The following is a 21100-nucleotide window of genomic DNA, read 5'->3' as shown; positions in this document are numbered from 1 at the left end:
CAATTGAATTGTTTTAATTAATAACCTATACTCTTCATAAATCCTATATTGTCAATTGTGACCACCCCGCTTTCATTTTTATCGAAAATGAATTTTATGTATTTAATATTGGAAAGCATAAAGTTTGGATTAATTTTTTTAAACTGCTCTATTGGAAAATAGAATGTCTGAAATACCTTTTCAGATTCCTTGTTGTCTTTAATAAATCCTGTTTTCATAATCACCACTTCAATGGTTCTTTGTAAAGGTGAAAAAGTGCTTAAGGGAAATGAAACCTTTTGTCCGAAAGAGTCGCTCAATTGAATAGTAAAATCTATGGGTTTTTTGGGTTCGTCTTTATCGTCTTTTTCCTCATCCTTATCAGTATCCACAGCATCTTCCTCGTTATCTTTATTTTTATTGTTGTCGCTATTTTTATTTACCCATTTCCCTTCTGATTTAGGGTTGGCAGTTTCTTTAGATTCGGCCATTGCGAAAACCAATACGGCTGAAGAATCAATAGCGGTAGAAGAAAGATGGATAGTATAGCTGGCTATCAGTGAATCTGGTACAGATTCAATCGATTCCTTTTCATTATCAAGTTCGTAGTTCCATCCTACAAAAAGGGCTCTACTTCCCTTTTTCTGCCACTTAAGTTTTATCTCTTGCTCGCGCCATACAGACAGGTTTTTGGTTGTTATTTTTCCACCTTTTTGGGTGATGGTAGACACATCGAAGTCTTCATCAAAATTGGCAACAGGCTTTAAATTTGAATCCTCAAATTGGTTTAGGTAGATCGTTTCGGGTAACCAATCTTTCCCCTTTCTTGCATCTACGAATAACGGCAGATAATCTCTATTGTTTTTCAATGTTATGTCTAGAAATGAACTGATGTAAACCTTCGCAATTTTCTGTTGATCTTCGGCAGAGAGCAGCTGTTTGAGATTAAGGAGTCCTGAAAAAGGATTGCCTGTATCGTTATTGCCCCAGCTGGTGTTAAATTGCCCGTGATTGGCCCCATATACGTAAACTCCTGATTTAAAATGATAGAGGCTATCTGTAAAAGTTATCCTTTCATATTGCTGAGAACCCATAAAAGAGCTAACATCTGCGTCTTGCGCTCCATGAAGCACAAAATAACTGACATCTTCAATTTTTGTTCTGCTATCTCCCGGTTCATATTGCCCATCCACCGGAGCTATAGCTACAATGGACTTAATATTATAGTTGTAGTCAAATTTAATGGAAGCGTCATCTGGATAAAACGGAAGTTTATTGAACATGGCAGCATGAGCTACAGCTGCGCCTCCTCGAGAGTGTCCTATAAGTCCAAGGTTAGCTGTGTCAATTTTTTTATAAAACAGATGACCTTTCGTTCTATTCCACTCATGAAACACTTTTAAATGTTCAAGTAATAACCATCCGCGTGCATCATTTTCTTTTTCTAACCCCCCAAAAATGTCCGACCAAGACCCATTTATAAAATTCTCATCTACAGATGCCAGGATAATTCCTCTTGAAGCAAGTAATTCTCCAAGGTATTTGTATCCCGGATCTGAATAATCTTGCATGCTGTGATTTCCATGTACAATAAGTGCTAAAGGAAAGGGTCCTGTTCCTTCTGGATACCATACACGGGCATTTATTGGCAGGGACTTGGGATTAAATCCCCAGTATTTTTCACGCCACCAACCTCCAAATCCTTTCCAATTATCTAGAAAGGCTAAGCCGTTTACAGAATCGGTTTTAAAATCGACTTCCTCGCCGAATTCGGGTCGATGAAGATCCTTTCCACTCCCATATGTAGCCGTCTTCACCTGGTAAGGTCCTTTTCCGGCAGGTGAAATCGCCTTTATTTGTTGAATATTTGATTCAACCGATAGTGCGGCATTGATGATGGGATCCAGATCAAAACCTACCCGACCATATAGAAATCCAAACCCAACGAAGCCACCAAATCCAATAACCATCCCAATAACTGTAACTATCTTTTTTGGCTTTGTTAGCTTTTGAAATCCGTTTTTTTTCAAAACCAGTATGGCTGCCCCACAAAGTGAGGCAAGTACAACAATGAATACAGGAATTAACCAATCAAAACTCATAAAAAAAAGTAGTGGAACGGTAATTAAAAGCGCTAATTTGTAGAACTCTGGAACACTACATAAAAGTTTTATTAACCATCTAGAGACAAAACCAAATATGGTTACTACCAGAACAAATACAAAGCTAAATAAGAGTACCCATCTATCATTGAGACCGTTATATTTTCCTATGGAATATAGTACCCAAAATAGGCCAGTTGTAATCAGCAAGCCTAATGCCGCTCCCTTAGCTGCATTGTTTCCTGGTATAATCCTTTTGATTTGGTTCTGTATCCTGTGGATGATTTGTTTGAATTTTTTCTTCATATTTAATTTTGATAGCGGTAATTTATAATTATAAATTAAAACAATTTAAATATTCAATACTTTTTCACAATCCCTATTTGTTTGTAATTTAATGTGTAAAGTATATTTTTTTGAATACATGTGGAGAGGATTTTAAATATCTGGGTTTATTTATTTCTTCCAGCCATTTTTTAGAAATATAGTCGCTTACTTGAATACGAGAATCTACTTTTTTAAAAACAGGATTGTTTTTCCACATGGGTTGCGCAGACCAATTTACATTTATATAAGAAAAGGCCTTAATGACATCTTTATTGCTATTTAAAGTATTTATAAAGGGTACAAACCATGCGTCCCAAACTTTTTTTGCTATTTTAGGTTTACCAAGGCATGTGTCAAAAAATAGTCCGTTGTCTTCCATAACTGGCGTAGCTTCTGCAATAAATACAGGCTTATTATGTTTTCTGGCAAAGACTAGCATTTCTTGATCGGGGTTACCAAAATAAGAGTAGCCACACCAATCTACCAAATCGTCACCGGGATACCAATCTTCTAGCACTTCTTGGTTAGAGCCAGAACCTTTAGATTGCCAAACAAACGCCACATTATTTACATCCATATCCTTAAACATGTTATGAATATGTTGCCAAGCCATTAAATAGTGTTTTTTGTTATAATTGTTCCATTCCCAACCATCAAACTCATAACCAATTCTTAAAAAAACGGGCCGGTTTATAGATTTTATCCAATTTCCTAATTCTTTGATTAAGTTATCGTGATTGCCATTGGCTACTTTTTTTTCATGATTCACTATGGATAAACCAATGGCTATCATGGTATTGTTAAAGGTGTTATTATTTATAAAGCACTCCGCACAAGAGTCTTCTGCGCCCCAATTAGCTATGGTTTTTATACCATCGTTTCCCTTTAAATAGTAACCAAACGATTCATCTCCAGGTGAAAAATTGGTATATAAGGTTATCCCTGCTGGGATTTCAAAATAATTACAATAACCGTCATTGTAATTTTCAAGGCCACCTATAGCTTTTAGATCTTGACCAATAAAAAAAAGACATTCACCATTCTCCGGTTCAAATCTCGTTTTTAATGATTGGGATGAATTCCTAGAATACACAAATAATGAGATTAAAAATTAGGGAGTTTTTTATGCATTGGAGGTGCTTGCAGAAGCCCTAAAATTTGGATTTTTAGTTGGTTCAGGTTTTATGTCTTTTAGCTTTCTACTATAGGCTCGGCCATTTAAAAATTTACCTATAAATGTATTTCTTACGAAATAATGGTAGGTTACAAAACAGATTACACCTGTTGTAATGGTAACAAATAAAAATTTGAGAACTCCTGAAATATTCCAGTCTACAATTAATGCAGGTATAATTATAGTTAAAGGGAGGTGCATTAAATATACCCAATAAGATGAATCTGATATGTAACGCATTTTAGCAGAATGTTCACTTCCAAATCGAATAAAAAGACCAGTAATGCCAAATAAAAGCAACCAGCAACAAAATGATCTAATTGTTATTATTATCCATAAGTCCAATGATCTTAAATCTGTAAAAAAGTACCACGTAAAAAGTGCTGTGCCTAAAAAGGTAAATAACCAATCGTTTTTTTTAAAACTGTTCAAAAGTGATTTAGATTTGAAAAGCATCCAGCCAAACATATAGAAAAAAAAGTAAAAAATGAATGTATATAAGTCTGGAATCAAGCTTGTTGAGGTATTTACCCAGTAGCGATCCATAATAAGCAGAATAATTATTGTTATAAGTGTAAACACCATAAGTCTTAGTAGAGAATGATTAAAAATTGAATGAAACGTATTATGAATAAATTGTGATGTTTTAGGTAACTTTTTAAACAATAATCCCAATGCAAACGACAAAACAGAAAACATAATTAGATAATATAAAAACCACAAGTGTACAGTGCTTGTTGGTAAAAAACTGTTAAGAGTTGTGTATTGCTCTAAGGTATCTGTAAATGCGTTTGGGTTTGATGAAAATACACTTTTTGTATAATTCATTCCTCCCGTCACAGGAACAAAAAGAACCACAAGAAAAACAAAAAACGGATAAGTGATACGACTCATTCTGTTTCTAAACATTCGTTGCGAGCCACGTTCATAAAACAAAAGAGCAGCAAAAAATCCTGCAACGACCATGAAAATGGGCATTCTGAAAATATGAATAATAGCATTTATCCACTCTAAATTAGTATTGAAATTATTTGGGTCTCTTATAGGCCAAGCGGTGTAGGGTTCTCCACCAATGTATGTTATTACTGAGTGTAATACAATTCCCAGCATCATCATGATGGCTCTTAGGGAATCTAAAGCATGTAAACGTTCTGTTTTGTGAGGATTCATTCTTGGTTGGTTAGTGGTTAGTATTTTGAAAAAAGCTAAGTTAATTTTATAATCTTAAAAAACGAAAAATTATAAGTACTTAATTTCGAATAACTTCTAATCAAATAAATATTTATAACTTATTTCTTAATTAAACAATTACATTATTAAAGTTTTTGTTATTTATGTTGAAAACAGTCAGAAGTTTCTAAAAACTTCGGATTTATGAAAGTTAATTAAGGACTATTACGGACATGAACCAATTTTCATTCACAATTGATTATGGTAAAGTAAGATTATTTCATTCTGAATCAGGGTATATTGATACCTTTATGGACGTATTGAATTTATTCCGACATTATACGACGGTGTTGATAGAATCAACAGGAGATGTGATACAAAAAATCCCTGATGATTTTCCAACAGAGAACCCTGTAAGTATTAGAAAATATTATAAATAAATTGTAGTGTAATTACTTTGGAATCTGTTGGCTTAAACAATGCAGTGTGCCGAAACCCCAAATAAAATCAATGGCAGAAATACCAATCACTTCTCTGTTTGGAAAACATTCAGCTAATGTGTTTAAGGCTATACGGTCGTTGGCATCGTTAAAGGTTGGCACTAAAACGGTTTTTTTACAAATTAAGAAATTGGCGTAACTAGCCGGTAGTCTAACTCCATCAAAATCTATACGTTTTGGCATAGGCAAGGTTACAATATTTGGTGCTTTTCCGTTTTCCAAAATAGCGTTTTGCAATCGTTTTAAGTTGTCTTGTAACGGTTTGTAATTTTCGTCTTTTGGATTGGTCTCAACTACGGTAACTATGGTATCTGCATTAACAAAACGCGCTAAATCATCAATGTGCCCATGGGTGTCATCACCTACGATGCCGTTACTTAACCAAATAACATTGGTTACACCTAAAAACTGGTTAAAAGCACGTTCGTAATCAACTTTGGTAAATCCTTCGTTTCTAACCTGAATGGAAGGATGTAGTAAGCATTCTTCTGAAGTGATAAGCGTTCCCTTTCCATTAACATCAATGGCGCCACCCTCTAAAACAAAAGGTTTTTCGTTAAATATAGCTTGCTCAACAGGAATATTTAAGGTTTCGGCTACTTTTGTAGGAACCCCTTTATCCAATTGGTAATTACTGTATTTCGCCCATCCATTGAAATTAAAATTAATGGCTTTTCGTTGATTTCCTTTTTTTACGATAATAGGACCAGAATCGCGCATCCAACTACGGTTGGTTTTATGAATAATAAAAATTACATTTTTGGTATTTACATCTGCCGTTTTTAGCATACCCAGCACCTTATCTTGAAGCTTGGAGTTGGCAACTACTAAAAAAACGGTTTCAACGCTAGCAACTTTTTTAATAAATTCTACAAACGCCCATTGAATAACTTTATATTTCCCTGGCCAATCGTAACCGTTATGCGGAAAACACAATAAAACACCTTGTTGCTGTTCCCATTCGGCAGGAAATATCCAGTTCTCCATTTTCATTAATCAATAACGCGTTTAACTAGATCGCCATATTTATCGATACGTCTGTCCCTTAAAAATGGCCAGTTTTGGCGAACGTTTTCTTGAAGATTTAAATCGACTTCCGCTATTAAAATTTCTTCCTTATCAACCGAAGCTTGGGCTAAAATTTCACCCTGGGGACCAGCGATAAATGAAGAACCCCAAAACTCGATACCGTTGGTATCTGGCAAATACTTCTCTAATCCAATGCGGTTTGCCGCAGCCACATAAATGCCATTGGCAACAGCATGACCACGCATTACATTCATCCATGCTCCTTGTTGGTTGGCACCGTATTCTGCTTTTTCCTGCGGATGCCAGCCGATTGCTGTTGGGTAAAACAACACTTCGGCACCTTGTAAGGCCGTTAATCGGGCAGCCTCTGGGTACCATTGATCCCAACAAATTAAGGTACCAATATTTCCTTTTTTAGTAGGGAAGGACTTAAAACCGATATCACCCGGTGTGAAATAAAATTTTTCGTAAAAATGTGGGTCATCGGGTATGTGCATTTTTCTATACAACCCAGCTTCAGAACCATCTGCATCGATAATATATGCGCTGTTATGGTACACGCCAGCCATTCTTTTTTCAAAAAATGGCACAATAATAACAACACCTAATTCTTTAGCTAAACTACTAAAGGCATTAAAAGAAGTACTGTATAAAGGTTCCGCGAAGGTAAAATTATCAACATTTTCACTTTGGCAAAAATAATGGCTACTATACAATTCGGGCAAGGAGATAACTTCTGCGCCTTGTTTGGCAGCTTTTTTTACCCATTCCAGACATTTTTTAAGATTGTTTTCAGGAGTGTTATTCAAATTTAACTGAATAACAGCTATGTGGTATGTATTTTTTGGCATTCCTAAAGTTAGTTATTTGCAAGCAAAGATAAATAATTTTTAAGTGGTTGGTTTTATTGATTTGTGTAAGATTTTTTCTATTTTTAAAAAATTGATTCCAATACAATAATTTTGATGAAAAAAGTATTCTCACTTTTATTACTGTTTTGCGTCTATCTATGTTATTCTCAAACTCATACCAACAAATTTAAGGATAAATATGAAGAGTTTGGTTTTTATGCACAACCATCAAAATTTAACGAACTTTCTAAATTCTTTAAAAATCATATAAATACCGATTTACTAAAAGCGGTAAAATTCCAAAAAGACATTGAAAACGAAAAAAGAATCTTTTTGACTTTTCGTTTTAATGACAAAGGTGATATGGTAAACATTTATGCCACATCGGCTTATTCAGAATTAAATAACAATATTGTTGAAGCTTTTAAAAAGTATGAAATAGAAAAGTTAAATATTCCTGAAAAAAGTCCTAAAAATAAATATGTGTTACAAATTATTTCTTCTGAAGAAGATATCGCAGTTATTAATTGCAGTTCAGTTATCGTATATGATAGAATGCCAGTTTTTGAAGGTTGTGACTCTGAGAATAATTATAATAAAATAAAACAATGCCTTAGAAGGCAAATTGAAAGTCATATAATCAGCAACTTATCTCTAATTGAAGTGCAGAAAGCCAAACTTTTAGGCGAGATAAATTTGAAAATAAATTTCACAGTTGAAGCCAATGGTAATATTATAAATGCCCATTGTAAAGGTTCAACTGAAGCTTTTAATAATGAATTGGATAGAGTTATTGGAACACTTCCTAGATTTAAAATACCTCCAACAAGAAATGGTATACCAACTTCTTATGATGTTAGCGAAGAGATTTTATTTATCATTGAATCTAAAACGGAATCTTACAAGGAAAATGTGCTTGAAACGAGAGACTCTGTTTTTGAACGTAATGAGGATTTAGAGCAGCATTTTACAAGAAACCTTAGCGAAAAGGAGCTCGATAAAATTTTTTTTCCATTAAAGTCTAATGCCTTAATGATTAATTTTAGTCTTGATAAAAAAGGAAAAATGATAGATGCTAGAACAAACTCTAATAACCCAGAACTCAGTAAAAAACTAATAAGAATTTTTAATAGTTATCCTCTCGAAAAGTTGAACATAACAAACAATGATATCTTAAACATGTATTCATACCATTTAATAACTAGGTTTGATAATAAAAACATTGTCCGATGTAATAAAGCACCCATAATTATGACTCCACCAATGTTTAAAGGATGTGAAAAGTCGAAGAGCCCCGATCTGATGAGAAAATGTATGTCCGAGTTGGTAGGACGTATTATAAAAAAAGAATTCGATACTAATTTGCGTTACAAGACAAGTTTAACAGGAATAATTAGAATACTTGCCCATTTCAAAATTGATAAAGAAGGAAAAATTACAGGTGTTAAAGTAAAAGCACCTAATCCATTTCTAGGTAATGAAATTGAAAGTATTATTCAAAATATAACACCTGCCATAAAACCAGGATATCAAAATGGTAAGCCAGTAGTCGTTCCTTTTTCAGTTCCTATAGTTTTTAGTGTTGGAGATTATAAACCCCTAGACTCATTCAAAGAGTTGAATAAAAAATTTTAATTTACTTATATTTTTTGTAAAGCGGAATTCTATATGCCAGGAAATAGCTATAACCTGCACCTATTCTGCTACTATCATATGTTTTTCCAAACCCAGGAATATAAACATTTTCAAAACCATCCGGTACGGTTTCGGCGGCTAAAATTTTAAGTTGCACGTTTAGGCCCAAATACAAATTATTGAATAGTTCCACTTTCATACCTAACATAATTTCTGCCCAAAATGCTGTTAGGCCATTAAATTCTTTGAGTTCAGTTGAGGAAAACTGGGGTTCCCAATATTGATTGGTACTGTAAATGGTAAAATTGTTTCTATCATGACTAAACGAACTGGCACCCACACGAAAACCAAAATAAATCATATTATCCATATCCAACCAGTTTTGGTAAGAATTGTAATCGATACCCCCTTTTAAATAACTTCCATTTGTGGTTATATCAAGATAATCTGTTAAAGTTTTTTTCTCTTCAAAACCAAGTTCGCCAGCTAAGTATAATTTCTTTTTAAGACGAAAATCTACCATAACTTCAAAACCGCTGTAGTTATCATCATAAAAAGAACGTGCCAATTTGCTTAAATCGGCACCTATGCGCAATCCATATTTTTCTTTTATAATCAATGTGTCCTTGGTCACATTCGGTATGCTATCATTTTGTGCATAAACAGACACACTCAATAATAGTATGATGCTACTAATGAAATATATTAAAGTGTGTTGTTGTTTCATCTTCTACAGATTGGTTTGGGTTCAAAGGTTGTTGTGAGAGTAACCACCTATCACCATCATCCTCGATGGTAATTGTTACATTCTTAAAAATGGTTTTATATCCACACGCACGGGACACATAAACTTCCTCACGACTATAATTTATGGTGATTATATCTTGATTGCCGCCAATAATATCATCAGTGGTATCATCAGGGGTGTCATTATCATCAAAAATGTATTCCTTATGGAGTATATACTGAGTTGTATTTTCATCCGTTTTTAATGGAAGGACCAGTTGGTTAGTTGTGACTATATTATACCCTGGTAAAACTAAATTTCCGCCCTCACGAATACCAGCAACCACTAAGCCAAAAACATTTTTACTTGTTTCTTGGGTTTCAAAATCTAACATGTCAATAATGACTCGTGGGGTAGTGGGTGTGCTGCCCGGACAAATATCATCGCGTTCACAACTTATTGATAAAAACACTATCAAAAGTATTGGAATTATAATGATTTTAAAGTATTTCATTTTATCGCTTTTCTAAAAGTACAACATTTTCCACATGGAAGGTTTGCGGAAACATATCAACAGCTTGGGTTTTGATTACTTGGTATTGCTCATCCATAAGTGCTAAGTCTCTAGCTTGTGTAGCACTATTACAACTTACATAAACTACTTTTTTGGGTGCAATATTCAATATTTGCTGTACCACATCTTTATGCATGCCATCACGAGGAGGATCCGTAATTATAATTTCTGGTTTTCCGTTTTTGTTAATAAAATCATTATTGAAAACGTTTTTCATATCACCCACAAAAAACTCAACGTTTTTTATCTGGTTTAATTGTGCATTCTCTTTGGCAGCTTTAATGGCATCGGGAACAGCCTCTACACCAATAACTTTTTTTGCTTGTTTTGCTATAAATTGAGCAATGGTTCCGGTGCCAGTGTATAAATCGTAAACCAATTCCTTGCCAGTTAAGCCTGCAAAATCGCGAGCTATTTTATAAAGTTCGTAAGCTTGGTTCGAGTTGGTTTGATAAAACGACTTTGCATTTATTTTAAATTTCAAACCTTCCATTTCTTCAAAAATATGGTCTTGGCCTTTGTAGCAAATTATTTCTTGATCGTATATCGTATCATTTGCCTTGCCATTTATTACATATTGAAGGGAGGTGATTTCCGGAAATTTCTCAGCAATAAAATTCAATAGCAACTCGCGTTTCGGTTGGTCTTCCTTAAAAAACTGAACCATCACCATAATATCTCCAATACTTGAAGTACGAATCATCATGGTACGTAAAAAACCTGTTTGATTTCGTGTATTGAAAAACTCTAAATTATTTTCAATGGCAAATTGTTTTACAGCATTTCTAATGGCGTTTGAGGGATCTTCCTGTAAGTGGCACTCCTTTAAATCAAGTATTTTATCCCACATGCCTGGGATGTGAAATCCTAGAGCGTTTTTTTCTCCCAAATCAGCATCCGATTGTATTTCTTTTTGTGTTAACCAGCGGCTATCACTAAAGGAAAATTCCATTTTGTTCCGGTAAAAATATTGTTTTTTTGAACCCAAAATGGGAGTGACCTTGGGAAGTTTGATATGCCCAATACGAGTTAAATTATTCGTCACTTCTTTTTGTTTGTAATACAATTGGTGCTCATATGCCATATCTTGCCATTTACAGCCTCCACAAACCCCAAAATGCTCACAAACCGGTTTTACTCTTTTATCTGAAAGTTTGTGAAAAACAGTCGCTTTTGCCTCATAGTAAGCAGTCCGCTTTTTAAATGTTTGCACATCAACCACATCACCAGGAACAGCATTTGATAAAAAAATTACTTTACCATCAGGTGCTTTAGCTATGGTTTTACCTTTTGCACCGGCATCCATAACTTCTATATTTTCAAAAACCTGTTTTCTTGTTTTTTTTCTAGACATGCTGCAAAAATAATAATCGCGCTAAATAAATGTTACTTTATTTAGATTAACTTTATGAATGAATTTACTTTCCTTAAAAATAAAATGAACCTTTTTAAATTTTCTTCGTCTTTAAGTTATAGGCTGATCATTTTTTAATGAATAACAAAAAACGTTTATTAGATAGCAAACTGGTATTGGAATATCAATCAGGCAATATTTATGCTTTTAACTTATTGGTAAAAAATTGGCATAAAACCTTTTGTGAAAAAGCCTTTTGGTTGGTTAAAGATGCTGATGTCGCTAAAGATATAGCACAAGATAGTTGGAAAACAATTATTGAAAGGATTAGCCATTTGAAAAACCCTGAAAGTTTTGGGAGTTGGGCATTACGAATTGTGTACACTAAGTCTTTAGATTGGTTGAATACTAATAAACAGAATTATAGGTGTTTACAATATTTGGAACATAATCAAAAGACAATAAATGATGAGGTAATTAGTGACAATGAAAAGCTAAAAAAGAATCTTTTGGTAGCAATTAAAAAATTACCAGAAACCCAACAAACAGTAATTAGGTTATTTTATCTTGAAGATTATTCATTGAAGCAGATATCTGACATTTTAAAAATATCTATTGGAACCGCTAAATCCAGATTGTTTCATGCCAGAGAAAAATTAAAACAAAATTTAAAAAACAGAAATTATGAAAACTAACATGGAAGACATTGACAAGTTAATTAAAGAAACCTTAACACAAGAAGAAGCAAAGTTTTATGATGCACTTGATGAGCAAAACCTGTTTCAAATGTTAGGGGGCATTTTTAAAGGCAAAAACACATGGTTAGCAATACTAATGAATATTGTGAATATCGTTGTTTTCGGATTCTTAATATATTGTATTATTCAAAGTATGAACGTAGAAAAAACTAATGATTTAATTCTTTGGGTAGGAGCTATTATCTTGTGTTTTTCCGCTATGAGTATGATTAAAATATATATGTGGATGCAAATACATAGAAATGCTCTTCTTAGAGAGATGAAACGGTTAGAGTTACAGATTTCTTCACTATCTGGAAGATTGTCTTCTTAGTGTTTCTAGATAATATTAATATTTATTAACTTGCACCATTATTCAGGGATGATTTCTCTCCCACGCTGCTTTTTCGGATTCTCGAAAGAATAAAGGTACAGAAGGAATGGTTATTTTACTCGCCAAGCGAGGTTTAATTAGAAATGTTTACATCATAAGTATGGTAAACATTGCCTTTTGGGCATTAACTTTAATTTATTTTAAAATGGCTGTTTTAGACCAATTAACTTCGCAACAAGCGATCGATTTAGAAAACAAGTACGGTGCTCATAATTATCATCCGTTGCCCGTGGTATTAAATAGGGGAGAAGGTGTTTATGTTTGGGATGTAGAAGGGAAAAAGTATTACGATTTTTTATCGGCATACTCTGCAGTGAACCAAGGACATTGTCACCCAAAAATTATAAGTGCCATGGTACACCAGGCACAAACATTAACCTTAACATCGAGAGCTTTTCACAACGATATGCTGGGGAAGTTCGAGAAATTTGCTTGTGAGTTTTTTGGGTTTGATAAGTTGCTCCCTATGAATACAGGAGCAGAAGCGGTTGAAACTGCAATAAAAATTTGTAGAAAATGGGCCTATGAAGTAAAAGGTATTGATGAAAATGAAGCACAAATTATTGTTTGCGAAAACAATTTTCATGGTCGTACAACAACCATCATATCTTTTAGCAATGACCCAGTGGCGCGTAAAAATTTTGGACCTTACACCAAAGGATTTATCAAAATTGAATACGATAATTTAAGAGCTTTAGAGAATGCTTTAAAAAATAATCCTAATGTATCTGGGTTTTTAGTGGAGCCTATACAAGGAGAAGCAGGGGTTTATGTACCTTCTGAAAATTATTTAACTAAAGCTAAAGCATTATGTGAAGCGCACAATGTATTATTTATAGCAGATGAAGTTCAAACGGGTATCGCTAGAACAGGACGATTATTAGCAACTTGTGGACATTGCTCTTGTGAAAATAAAAACTGCTCCAACACTCCAGATGTAAAGCCAGATATTTTGATTTTAGGTAAAGCTATAAGTGGCGGGGTATATCCCGTATCGGCAGTTTTAGCTAATGATGCTATAATGAACGTCATAAAACCAGGAAACCATGGTAGTACTTTTGGAGGCAATCCTGTAGCTGCGGCGGTTGCTATGGCGGCATTGGAAGTTGTTAGAGATGAAAAGTTAGCTCAAAATGCTTTTGAGTTGGGAAATTTGTTCAGAAGTGAATTGAATAAATACATTAAAACAAGTAATATAGTTCAATTAATTAGAGGGAAAGGTTTGCTTAATGCGATTGTAATAAACGATGGTGAAGAAAGTGATACCGCTTGGAATATTTGTTTAGCCTTGCGTGATAATGGTTTGTTAGCCAAACCAACGCATGGTAATATCATCCGTTTTGCCCCTCCTTTAATAATGGATAAAGAGCAGTTATTGGATTGTGTTAACATCATAACAAAAACACTTAAAAAGTTTGAGAAATAAGAGATCAATTGAAACACAAAAAAAGCGACCAATAGTCGCTTTTTTTATTTAATATATAAAAAGTAAAGTTTATTGGTTTTGTTGAGCTTGCTCCATGGCTTCTTCAAAAATTCTTCTCAATTCATCCCAATCACTTGTTACAAGAACATAAATAATTCTTATAAGCATCAAACTACTTAATATAGCAGATATTAAAGCTACAATCTTAGCTGTTTTCATGGCTTTTAAATCTCCTTCATAGTCATCAGGGTTTAATTCAGCATCTTTTACTTTGTTATGGGCAATAATATATGCAGGAACAGATAGGACAGCACCACCAAGGCAGCAACATATAAAACCTAAAATAGACAAAACATAAATCAAGGTTGGGTTGAGTTGTTTTTTCATAAAATTCTTTTAAAGGGTTATTTTAATAATATAGCTAATAACAATCGTAGCCACCGATAAAATAGCTAGTGCGCCAATAACTATATTTGAATTTTTAAATTTAAAGAAAATGTTTAAGCCGATGGTAAAAAAAAGAGCTATTAAGCTATAAATAGCTGGATACATATAAAAAGCCTCTAAAAATTCTCCTTGAAAAATTAATTGGACAGATCTTTGAATACCACACCCCATGCACTCAAAACCAAATAGTTTTTTGTTTAGGCAGGGTAGCATATAGTTTTCCATAAATTGAAATATATAGGCTAAAATAGTAAAAGTGAATTAAGAAATAAATGCAGTTATAACTATTTTTTGTTATTAATCATTATTTTCTTTGTGAAACCCTCATTATTTGAAGATTCAATTTTTACAATATAAACGCCATCACTTAGAGATTTTGTAGAATATTGATATTCTCCATTTTGTGAATTTTCATTGGCTGATAAAACTCGTTTACCTGAAACATCAAACACACTAACCGACTTGATATTTAAGTTATTAGAGTTTATAAGTTTCAATAGAGATAAATTGTTGTTTTGAATTACTTTAAAATTATCAAATGTATTTTCTTCAACATTTAAGTTGTTTTTAGCAAAAGTAACTTCAAAACGGTTATTATAAGTTCCTTTATTTAAAGTCACTTCATAAGTACCATTTTTAACATCATGATATGCGTTGGTCTCTTTATCAAAAACAAAAACATTAACATCAGATGGAACGTTTTTTAACCTATGGATTTTAATACTGAAAAATGTATTGTCATTGGCGGCTTTCAATCCCAGAGGTAATCTAGTTGTTTCATCATAATTTATGGACTTGATAACCAAATCTTTATCACTAGAAATCAGGTATGCATCCGATGCTAATTCATTGATGTTTCTACCATCATAAAATTTATTGTAGGTATTGTTATTTGGTGTGCTTTCTCTAAAGGCAATCACATTTTCCTTGTAATAAGTATTGTTTATTTGAGTATGGATCCTAATTTCTGGTATGATAGTAGGCTTACCTACAATGCTTTTATAGTCAATTCCGTTGTGCGACATAGGCGCAATTTTTTCTTTTCCATTGTCGCCTTTAGAATTTGTGTTTTTCGCAAAAATAGAGCCATCACCACCCGGAGTGGAATCTTCAGGAAAATATACACGCATAGAATTGTCAAACGTTGCGAAGCCACCGTTAACATTACTGGCAACAACAAAACCTTGACCTACTGCTGCAAAACGTCTTTGGTTATTTCCACTAAAGTCAATGGTGTTTCCAGTTGTATTGTTATTATCACTCCCATCACCATTATAATTCTCGAAAGCTGCAACCGAATAGGTTCCATTATCTGATAAATTCATTAAATCACCAGGTGTGTAAACTCCGTAGCCCCCTTCATAATCTGCTAAAAAATGAGAGTTTTTTTGCTTTTGTTCCCAGAAATATATTTCACCATTTAAATTTATTTGATTATCGGGGTGGGCCATAAATAGTTTTAAATCTAAAGCTGAAGGATAAGGATTGCCTGTTAAAGTTTCGGCATGATTTGCTAAACCAGATGGCTGATTATCAACACCGTCAAAAGAACAACTTACTATGATTGTACCATTATTCGGGCGTCCTCTAAAATCTAATACATTATTTGGGTTCGGACTTCCTTTCATTGTAAAACCATATCCTGTTCCTATGCTACCAGCGTCTAAAACTTGGTTCCAGCTGTAATATCCCTCACCACTAACTAAGGTGAAAATCCAATAATTTGAAAGTGCAGTAGCTGTTCCGTTGTAAGCAGTGGTAAAATTATAAGCACTGGAATTAACATTGGTTAAATCTGCATCATCTGCAGGGTCATGAATATTAGTGCCATTAAAATCTACATTGGCTTGGGTAGTACCATCAACGCTAACACCAACAGGAGAACACCAATAGTTATATTCATAAACATTGGTGGTTTGGTTTTGGTAAATGGATAGCTCACCTAAATCGGAGTTTTTTATATCGTTGTTTTGTAACAATTGTGCATTACCCCTAAAGTAAAGATGAGAGGTATCAGTTTCAAGTCTTATATCGTTATTTACAAAAACTACGGCATCTCTGGCATATAAGTAACTATTATCACCAACATATAAATCTTGGCCAAAAGAATTATGAGTGAAAACGAACCAAATTAAATAAATTAAAGTTGAAATGAATTTTTTTAATATGATGTGTAAAATAAAACTTGTGCGATAGGTGCTCAAAAGATTTATTGAGAGTGTTCTAGTCATGATTTAAGGCCTAATTAATCCTTCCAAAGGTACAAAAATATTAATTTATGGGTTTTGCGTTACAATTAGTACTTAATAGATTTTACTATTGGGTTTTACTGGCAACTATTTTAATGTATTTTTGTAGGAATAATTTTTTAAATGAAATTTCTAAATTATATACTAATTATTTTTGGAGCGCTGATTGCCATGTATGCCAAAGCGGGTGCTAACCAAAATCAATACATACTTATTTCGGGTATAGTTATTCTTATGATTGGTATTTACCGGATTTCCAAAACCATACCTAGTAGAAATGATACTGAAAATGATGAAGGAACAAATAAAAATGTGTAATCATGGGGTTTAAGAAAGGTGATTATGTGTTTGTTTTAGATGAAGACCTATCTGGAGTTGTTAAAAATGTGTTTGGGAATACGTATACCATTGAGACTGCTGACGGCTTTTTATTGGATTTTAGAGGTAATGAATTGATTAAGAAGCAAGAAAAGGAATCATTAAAATCAAAAGTGTTTTCCATTGAAAATTTAGAGACTGTTATAGTTGAGAAAGAATTAGCGCCAAAAAGAAAACAAGTTAGAATAAAAGCCAAAGAAAAATATGAGCCTACCATGGAAGTTGATTTGCATATCAACCAGTTGGTGAAATCTTCTCGGGGAATGACCAATTATGACATGCTAACTCTTCAATTGGAAACGGCCAAGCGCCAACTCGATTTTGCCATAAATAAACGCATTCAAAAAATAGTGTTTATACATGGGGTAGGCGAAGGCGTTCTTAAGTTAGAACTCGAGTATCTTTTTGGAAGGTATAACAACGTTAAATTTTATGATGCCGATTATAAAAAATATGGTTTAGGAGCCACCGAAGTTTATATTTACCAGAATGCACTCCCTAATTGAAAGGAGGTGTTACTGTTCTAGACTTTAAAACAGTTGGTATTTCACTCGAATTTAAATTGCCAAAATTTAATGGTTCCTGTGATATAAAATCAAAAGAAACTCCGTTTAGCGATATGTTTACGGTATATGTTCTTGAAATACTGTGCTGTCTGAATCCAGTAGCTGGTTGGGTGGTGGATATATCTGGGTTTAAAAAATCAGCCCCCACATCCGGATTGGTTATGTCGTTTGCAGGATTATTATCTTGGGAGGCGTTTTCTTCATCTCTTGTTTTGACCATATCTCCATCATCGTCATCATCCAAATAATCTGGTGTGCCGTCGCCATCAGTATCTTGTGCATCACTTAAATTACCATCATTATTGGTGTCTGGGTTTTCATCTCTGGTCAAAATATTATCGCCGTCATCATCAGCATCAATGTAATTTGGTAAGCCATCTCCATCCGTATCATCATCCTCTAAATTACCATTTCCGTTGATATCTTCAAGTATAGCTAAAATTCCATCGTTGTCATCCTCCACCAGGGTGGTATTTATAATAGCGGTAACAGAACTTTCATTATTAGAAATTATATTAACATTAGGAGGGATTTCATTGCAAAATAAGTTGTTAGGTAAATTGGTTTCACTATAGGTTCGATAATAAAGTGTGGCAGATTTTGGTGTATCGGTATTTAATTCCAAAAGTTCATCCAGAGAATAATTTGGAATGAGAACCGATAAGGATTCAGAAGGATCTTTCTTTGTTTTGTAAAGTACCAAATCATTAACCCCTTCACAAGCACTGAATGTTTCACCAAAATCTAACTCTACGGTTATAATATCGCCGTCATCACAAGAATACATACTTAAGAGGTTGATTGATAAAAAGATGAAAAATAGCTTTCGCATTGTATTTGGGTTTTACGCAAAAATAAAGGAATTGTTATTTATAACGCAGCTTATTGGTAATAATTTTATTTCAAGTATTTTTGCAGCATATTAAATCCGTATGCAAAACGTTTATTTTGATAATGCTGCCACAACGCCTATGCGTCAAGAAGTGATTGAAGCCATAATCGAAGTTATGAATAATAATTTTGGAAACCCTTCATCTTCACATAGTTTTGGGAGGTCATCTAAATCTTTAATTGAAAAATGTAGAAAAACTATTGCTGGATTTTTAAATGTATCAGCCAGTGAAATCATATTCACATCAGGAGGTACAGAAGCCGATAATTTAATTTTAAAAAGTGCAGTTAGGGATTTAAATGTAAAACATATTATTACATCAAAAATTGAACATCATGCTGTTTTACATACCGTTGAAGCTCTGCAAAAAGAACATCAAATAAGGGTAAGTTATGTGAATTTAGATGAAGCGGGTTTTATAGATTATTTTCATTTAGAAACCTTGTTGCAAAGTGAGGAAAAAACGTTGGTAAGTTTGATGCACATAAACAACGAAATAGGCAATATTTTAGATTTGAAACGTGTAGCACTTTTATGTAAAGCTAATAATGCCTTATGTCATAGTGATACGGTGCAATCTGTGGGTCATTTTAAATTGGATTTGAGAGAGGTGCCTCTGGATTTCTTGGTAGGAGCGGCACATAAATTTCACGGACCAAAAGGTGTAGGTTTTGCTTTTATCAGAAAAAATTCAGGTTTAAAGCCTTTGGTTTTAGGTGGCGAGCAGGAGCGTGGTTTACGCCCAGGTACAGAAAGCCTTCATAATATTGTTGGCTTAGAAAAAGCTTTGAAGATAGCCTATGAAAATCTAGAAAAAGAAACATACTTTCTGAGAGATTTGAAAAAATATTTTATAAACAGTATTAAAGCTGAAATACCAAATATAAAATTTAACGGAGCTTCTTTTGATAAAGAAAAAAGCACTTACACTCTTGTTAATGTATGTTTGCCAATTTCTCACGAAAAGGCTTCTATGTTATTGTTTCAATTGGATTTAAAGGGTATCGCTTGTTCTAAAGGGAGTGCCTGTCAAAGTGGAAGTTCGCAAAACTCCCATGTTTTGGCAGAAATTTTGAGCCATGAAGATTTAAAAAAACCATCAATAAGATTTTCATTTAGTATTTATAATACCAAAGAGGAGGTAGACTATGTGGTTGGAGTTTTAAAAGAATTAATTTAAAGTTTAATTGGTTTTCTTAATATTATTCAGAATATCCCTAATCTCCTCAAGTAATATATTGGTTTTCTCATTGGAAGATATGGCCTGTTTATGTCCTTTAAGGTTTGATTGAATAATTTCCCTTTGATTTAATACTTTTTCTTTAAATTACAAAGAATCTATGATACCAATTAGTTTCATATCGCTTCCTTTTGGGTTGCTTTGACCAGTAGTTTCATTTCTTAATTATTTCTAATTTATAGGTTTCTCCTTTGTTGTTTTTGAAAACAATATTAAGGGTATCATTATTTTTGAATATGGATTTTTTATTAATGAAATCACAAATATTTTGGCTTTGAATATCAATTTCATTTACTTCAATAATTTCATCGCCAAATTTAATGTTCTCTTTTAATGAGTCATTCCAAACAAAACCTACAACAAGCTTATTATTTTCAATGGTTGGCGTGAAACCTAAAAGTTTTTCGTCTAAGACGTTAACAGGCTCAAAAGCTTCAAAATAAAAAATCTTTTTTATGAAATTTAAAGTTACAGTGCCATAATTTAAAATATCAGAACCAATTCTAGAGTTATTATCATCTCCTGTTTCGGTAACAACATTTTTGAAAACTTGGTTGTTTATTTTTAATTCAGGTATTTTTAAAAGATATTGATCATTGTTATTGGCTATACCAAATAAGCCAATAGTTGACGATCCATTGCTAGTAGAAATGACTTCAGCTATTTTCTTTTGTTTTAAAATATTGTAATTCCTTTTGCATAAGTCATATAAACCACTTGCTCCAGTATCAAATAAAACATTTTCTGATCCAGTTTCCTCACCGTTTAAATTAATAGATATGTAAGGGCTACTTTGTTTCCCAACAAGTATTAGATTAGAAGCATAATCCTTATTAAGATTTAGTTTTTTTGAGTCATTGGTTAGAATTAGCAAATTAGTTTTTGATTGTATTTGAACAATAGATTTTCTTAATAAGTTACTACCAATAATACCTTGAATATTAAAACAATTGAATAATATATTATTCTCCCCGTTAAACACGAGAGCAGTTGTATTTTTAAACGATAAATCACCGATAGTTAATTTAGGTATCTTTACAATTTCCATCTGTTGTTCTTTGTCGTTGGCATCTGAAACAGATATGGTTTTAGCCGATTTTGATGTAATTGTTTCCCAAAGATTTTTCGAAATTAGGTTTGGTGCTCCAGTATCAAATAGAAAACGATAGATTTTTCCTTCAATAGCAATTGGAATGATTATTTTACCATTTACATCTTCGTATTTAATTTCTGTATAATAATTTTTTGGAGATGGAATCCCTGTTTTGAATTGGTAATTTTGCCCAATAGCAATTTGAATGAAAATTATGGATAAACAAAAGCTTATGATAATTTTTGTCATATCAATT

At 33.1% G+C, this 21100-nt stretch carries 21 protein-coding genes; 8 read left to right on the top strand and 13 right to left on the bottom strand.

Annotated elements, in window-relative coordinates:
• Window positions 1-17: 17 nt before the first annotated feature.
• The 3 genes from ABD963_RS08610 to ABD963_RS08600 all read right to left on the bottom strand — a co-directional run bounded on the left by ABD963_RS08610 (window position 18) and on the right by ABD963_RS08600 (window position 4752).
• A complete protein-coding gene (locus ABD963_RS08610; RefSeq protein ID WP_345276544.1) occupies window positions 18-2387 on the bottom strand; it encodes an alpha/beta hydrolase in 2370 nt (789 codons plus the stop codon).
• 88 nt (window positions 2388-2475) lie between these two features.
• The gene (locus tag ABD963_RS08605; RefSeq protein ID WP_345276543.1) at window positions 2476-3501 is read right to left on the bottom strand and encodes a glycosyl hydrolase; all 1026 of its coding nucleotides are present in this window, start codon (window positions 3499-3501) and stop codon (window positions 2476-2478) included.
• Window positions 3502-3531: 30 nt separating this feature from the next.
• Window positions 3532-4752, bottom strand: a complete 1221-nt coding sequence (locus ABD963_RS08600; RefSeq protein ID WP_345276542.1) for an acyltransferase family protein — start codon at window positions 4750-4752, stop codon at window positions 3532-3534.
• 233 nt (window positions 4753-4985) lie between these two features.
• Between ABD963_RS08600 and ABD963_RS08595 the strand changes: the two genes are divergently transcribed.
• The gene (locus ABD963_RS08595; protein ID WP_345276541.1) at window positions 4986-5192 is read left to right on the top strand and encodes a hypothetical protein; all 207 of its coding nucleotides are present in this window, start codon (window positions 4986-4988) and stop codon (window positions 5190-5192) included.
• Between the two features lie 12 nt (window positions 5193-5204).
• On the opposite strand, the gene ABD963_RS08590 is transcribed toward ABD963_RS08595, so the two are convergent.
• Both ABD963_RS08590 and ABD963_RS08585 read right to left on the bottom strand, forming a co-directional pair.
• Complete coding sequence (locus tag ABD963_RS08590) at window positions 5205-6245, bottom strand: agmatine deiminase family protein (RefSeq protein WP_345276540.1); 1041 nt, start codon at window positions 6243-6245, stop codon at window positions 5205-5207.
• Complete coding sequence (locus ABD963_RS08585) at window positions 6245-7132, bottom strand: carbon-nitrogen hydrolase (RefSeq protein ID WP_345276539.1); 888 nt, start codon at window positions 7130-7132, stop codon at window positions 6245-6247. Before ABD963_RS08585 ends, ABD963_RS08590 begins: the two co-directional genes overlap by 1 nt.
• A 114-nt stretch (window positions 7133-7246) precedes the next feature.
• Here ABD963_RS08585 and ABD963_RS08580 point away from each other — a divergent pair, with 114 nt between their 5' ends.
• Window positions 7247-8767, top strand: coding sequence for an energy transducer TonB (locus ABD963_RS08580; RefSeq protein ID WP_345276538.1), 1521 nt, complete (start codon window positions 7247-7249; stop codon window positions 8765-8767).
• 1 nt (window position 8768) lies between these two features.
• Here the strand turns inward: ABD963_RS08580 and ABD963_RS08575 are convergent, their stop codons facing one another.
• The 3 genes from ABD963_RS08575 to rlmD are packed head-to-tail and all read right to left on the bottom strand — an operon-like array spanning window position 8769 to window position 11422.
• The gene (locus tag ABD963_RS08575) at window positions 8769-9494 is read right to left on the bottom strand and encodes a DUF6048 family protein (RefSeq protein WP_345276537.1); all 726 of its coding nucleotides are present in this window, start codon (window positions 9492-9494) and stop codon (window positions 8769-8771) included.
• Window positions 9460-10008, bottom strand: coding sequence for a DUF6452 family protein (locus tag ABD963_RS08570; RefSeq protein ID WP_345276536.1), 549 nt, complete (start codon window positions 10006-10008; stop codon window positions 9460-9462). The genes ABD963_RS08575 and ABD963_RS08570 overlap by 35 nt, the downstream gene beginning before the upstream one ends.
• 1 nt (window position 10009) lies before the next feature.
• Window positions 10010-11422, bottom strand: a complete 1413-nt coding sequence (rlmD, locus tag ABD963_RS08565) for a 23S rRNA (uracil(1939)-C(5))-methyltransferase RlmD (protein ID WP_345276535.1) — start codon at window positions 11420-11422, stop codon at window positions 10010-10012.
• A gap of 137 nt (window positions 11423-11559) precedes the next feature.
• On the opposite strand from rlmD, the gene ABD963_RS08560 reads away from it, so the two are divergent.
• The 3 genes from ABD963_RS08560 (at window position 11560) to rocD (ending at window position 13979) form a co-directional block, all read left to right on the top strand.
• A complete protein-coding gene (locus ABD963_RS08560; RefSeq protein ID WP_345276534.1) occupies window positions 11560-12117 on the top strand; it encodes an RNA polymerase sigma factor in 558 nt (185 codons plus the stop codon).
• Window positions 12107-12493, top strand: coding sequence for a DUF6768 family protein (locus tag ABD963_RS08555; protein ID WP_345276533.1), 387 nt, complete (start codon window positions 12107-12109; stop codon window positions 12491-12493). Before ABD963_RS08560 ends, ABD963_RS08555 begins: the two co-directional genes overlap by 11 nt.
• 205 nt (window positions 12494-12698) lie before the next feature.
• Complete coding sequence (rocD, locus tag ABD963_RS08550) at window positions 12699-13979, top strand: ornithine--oxo-acid transaminase (protein WP_345276731.1); 1281 nt, start codon at window positions 12699-12701, stop codon at window positions 13977-13979.
• A 69-nt stretch (window positions 13980-14048) separates the two neighbouring features.
• Here rocD and ABD963_RS08545 read toward each other — a convergent pair whose 3' ends face one another.
• From ABD963_RS08545 to ABD963_RS08535, 3 genes are read right to left on the bottom strand one after another with little or no spacing between them, the layout of a single operon-like run.
• Window positions 14049-14366: a CCC motif membrane protein gene (locus ABD963_RS08545; protein WP_345276532.1), complete on the bottom strand. Its 318-nt coding sequence runs from the start codon at window positions 14364-14366 to the stop codon at window positions 14049-14051.
• A gap of 9 nt (window positions 14367-14375) precedes the next feature.
• Window positions 14376-14651, bottom strand: a complete 276-nt coding sequence (locus ABD963_RS08540; RefSeq protein ID WP_345276531.1) for a DUF2752 domain-containing protein — start codon at window positions 14649-14651, stop codon at window positions 14376-14378.
• 59 nt (window positions 14652-14710) lie between these two features.
• The gene (locus ABD963_RS08535) at window positions 14711-16657 is read right to left on the bottom strand and encodes a T9SS sorting signal type C domain-containing protein (RefSeq protein WP_345276530.1); all 1947 of its coding nucleotides are present in this window, start codon (window positions 16655-16657) and stop codon (window positions 14711-14713) included.
• Between the two features lie 141 nt (window positions 16658-16798).
• On the opposite strand from ABD963_RS08535, the gene ABD963_RS08530 reads away from it, so the two are divergent.
• Both ABD963_RS08530 and ABD963_RS08525 read left to right on the top strand, forming a co-directional pair.
• Entirely contained in the window at window positions 16799-16993 is a 195-nt protein-coding gene (locus ABD963_RS08530) for a hypothetical protein (protein WP_345276529.1), read from the top strand.
• A gap of 2 nt (window positions 16994-16995) precedes the next feature.
• Complete coding sequence (locus tag ABD963_RS08525) at window positions 16996-17559, top strand: Smr/MutS family protein (protein WP_345276528.1); 564 nt, start codon at window positions 16996-16998, stop codon at window positions 17557-17559.
• Here ABD963_RS08525 and ABD963_RS08520 read toward each other — a convergent pair.
• Window positions 17552-18451 (bottom strand): hypothetical protein, encoded by a 900-nt coding sequence (locus tag ABD963_RS08520; RefSeq protein ID WP_345276527.1) that lies wholly within the window; start codon window positions 18449-18451, stop codon window positions 17552-17554. The genes ABD963_RS08525 and ABD963_RS08520 overlap by 8 nt on opposite strands.
• Window positions 18452-18551: 100 nt before the next feature.
• On the opposite strand from ABD963_RS08520, the gene ABD963_RS08515 reads away from it, so the two are divergent.
• Complete coding sequence (locus ABD963_RS08515) at window positions 18552-19691, top strand: cysteine desulfurase family protein (RefSeq protein WP_345276526.1); 1140 nt, start codon at window positions 18552-18554, stop codon at window positions 19689-19691.
• 214 nt (window positions 19692-19905) lie between these two features.
• Here the strand turns inward: ABD963_RS08515 and ABD963_RS08510 are convergent, their stop codons facing one another.
• Window positions 19906-21093: an aspartyl protease family protein gene (locus tag ABD963_RS08510; RefSeq protein ID WP_345276525.1), complete on the bottom strand. Its 1188-nt coding sequence runs from the start codon at window positions 21091-21093 to the stop codon at window positions 19906-19908.
• Window positions 21094-21100 lie beyond the last annotated feature (7 nt).

Source organism: Litoribaculum gwangyangense (assembly GCF_039543505.1).
Taxonomy (GTDB): domain Bacteria; phylum Bacteroidota; class Bacteroidia; order Flavobacteriales; family Flavobacteriaceae; genus Litoribaculum; species Litoribaculum gwangyangense.
Note: the sequence above shows the minus strand (reverse complement) of the source record. Positions and strands in the feature narration are given on the sequence as shown.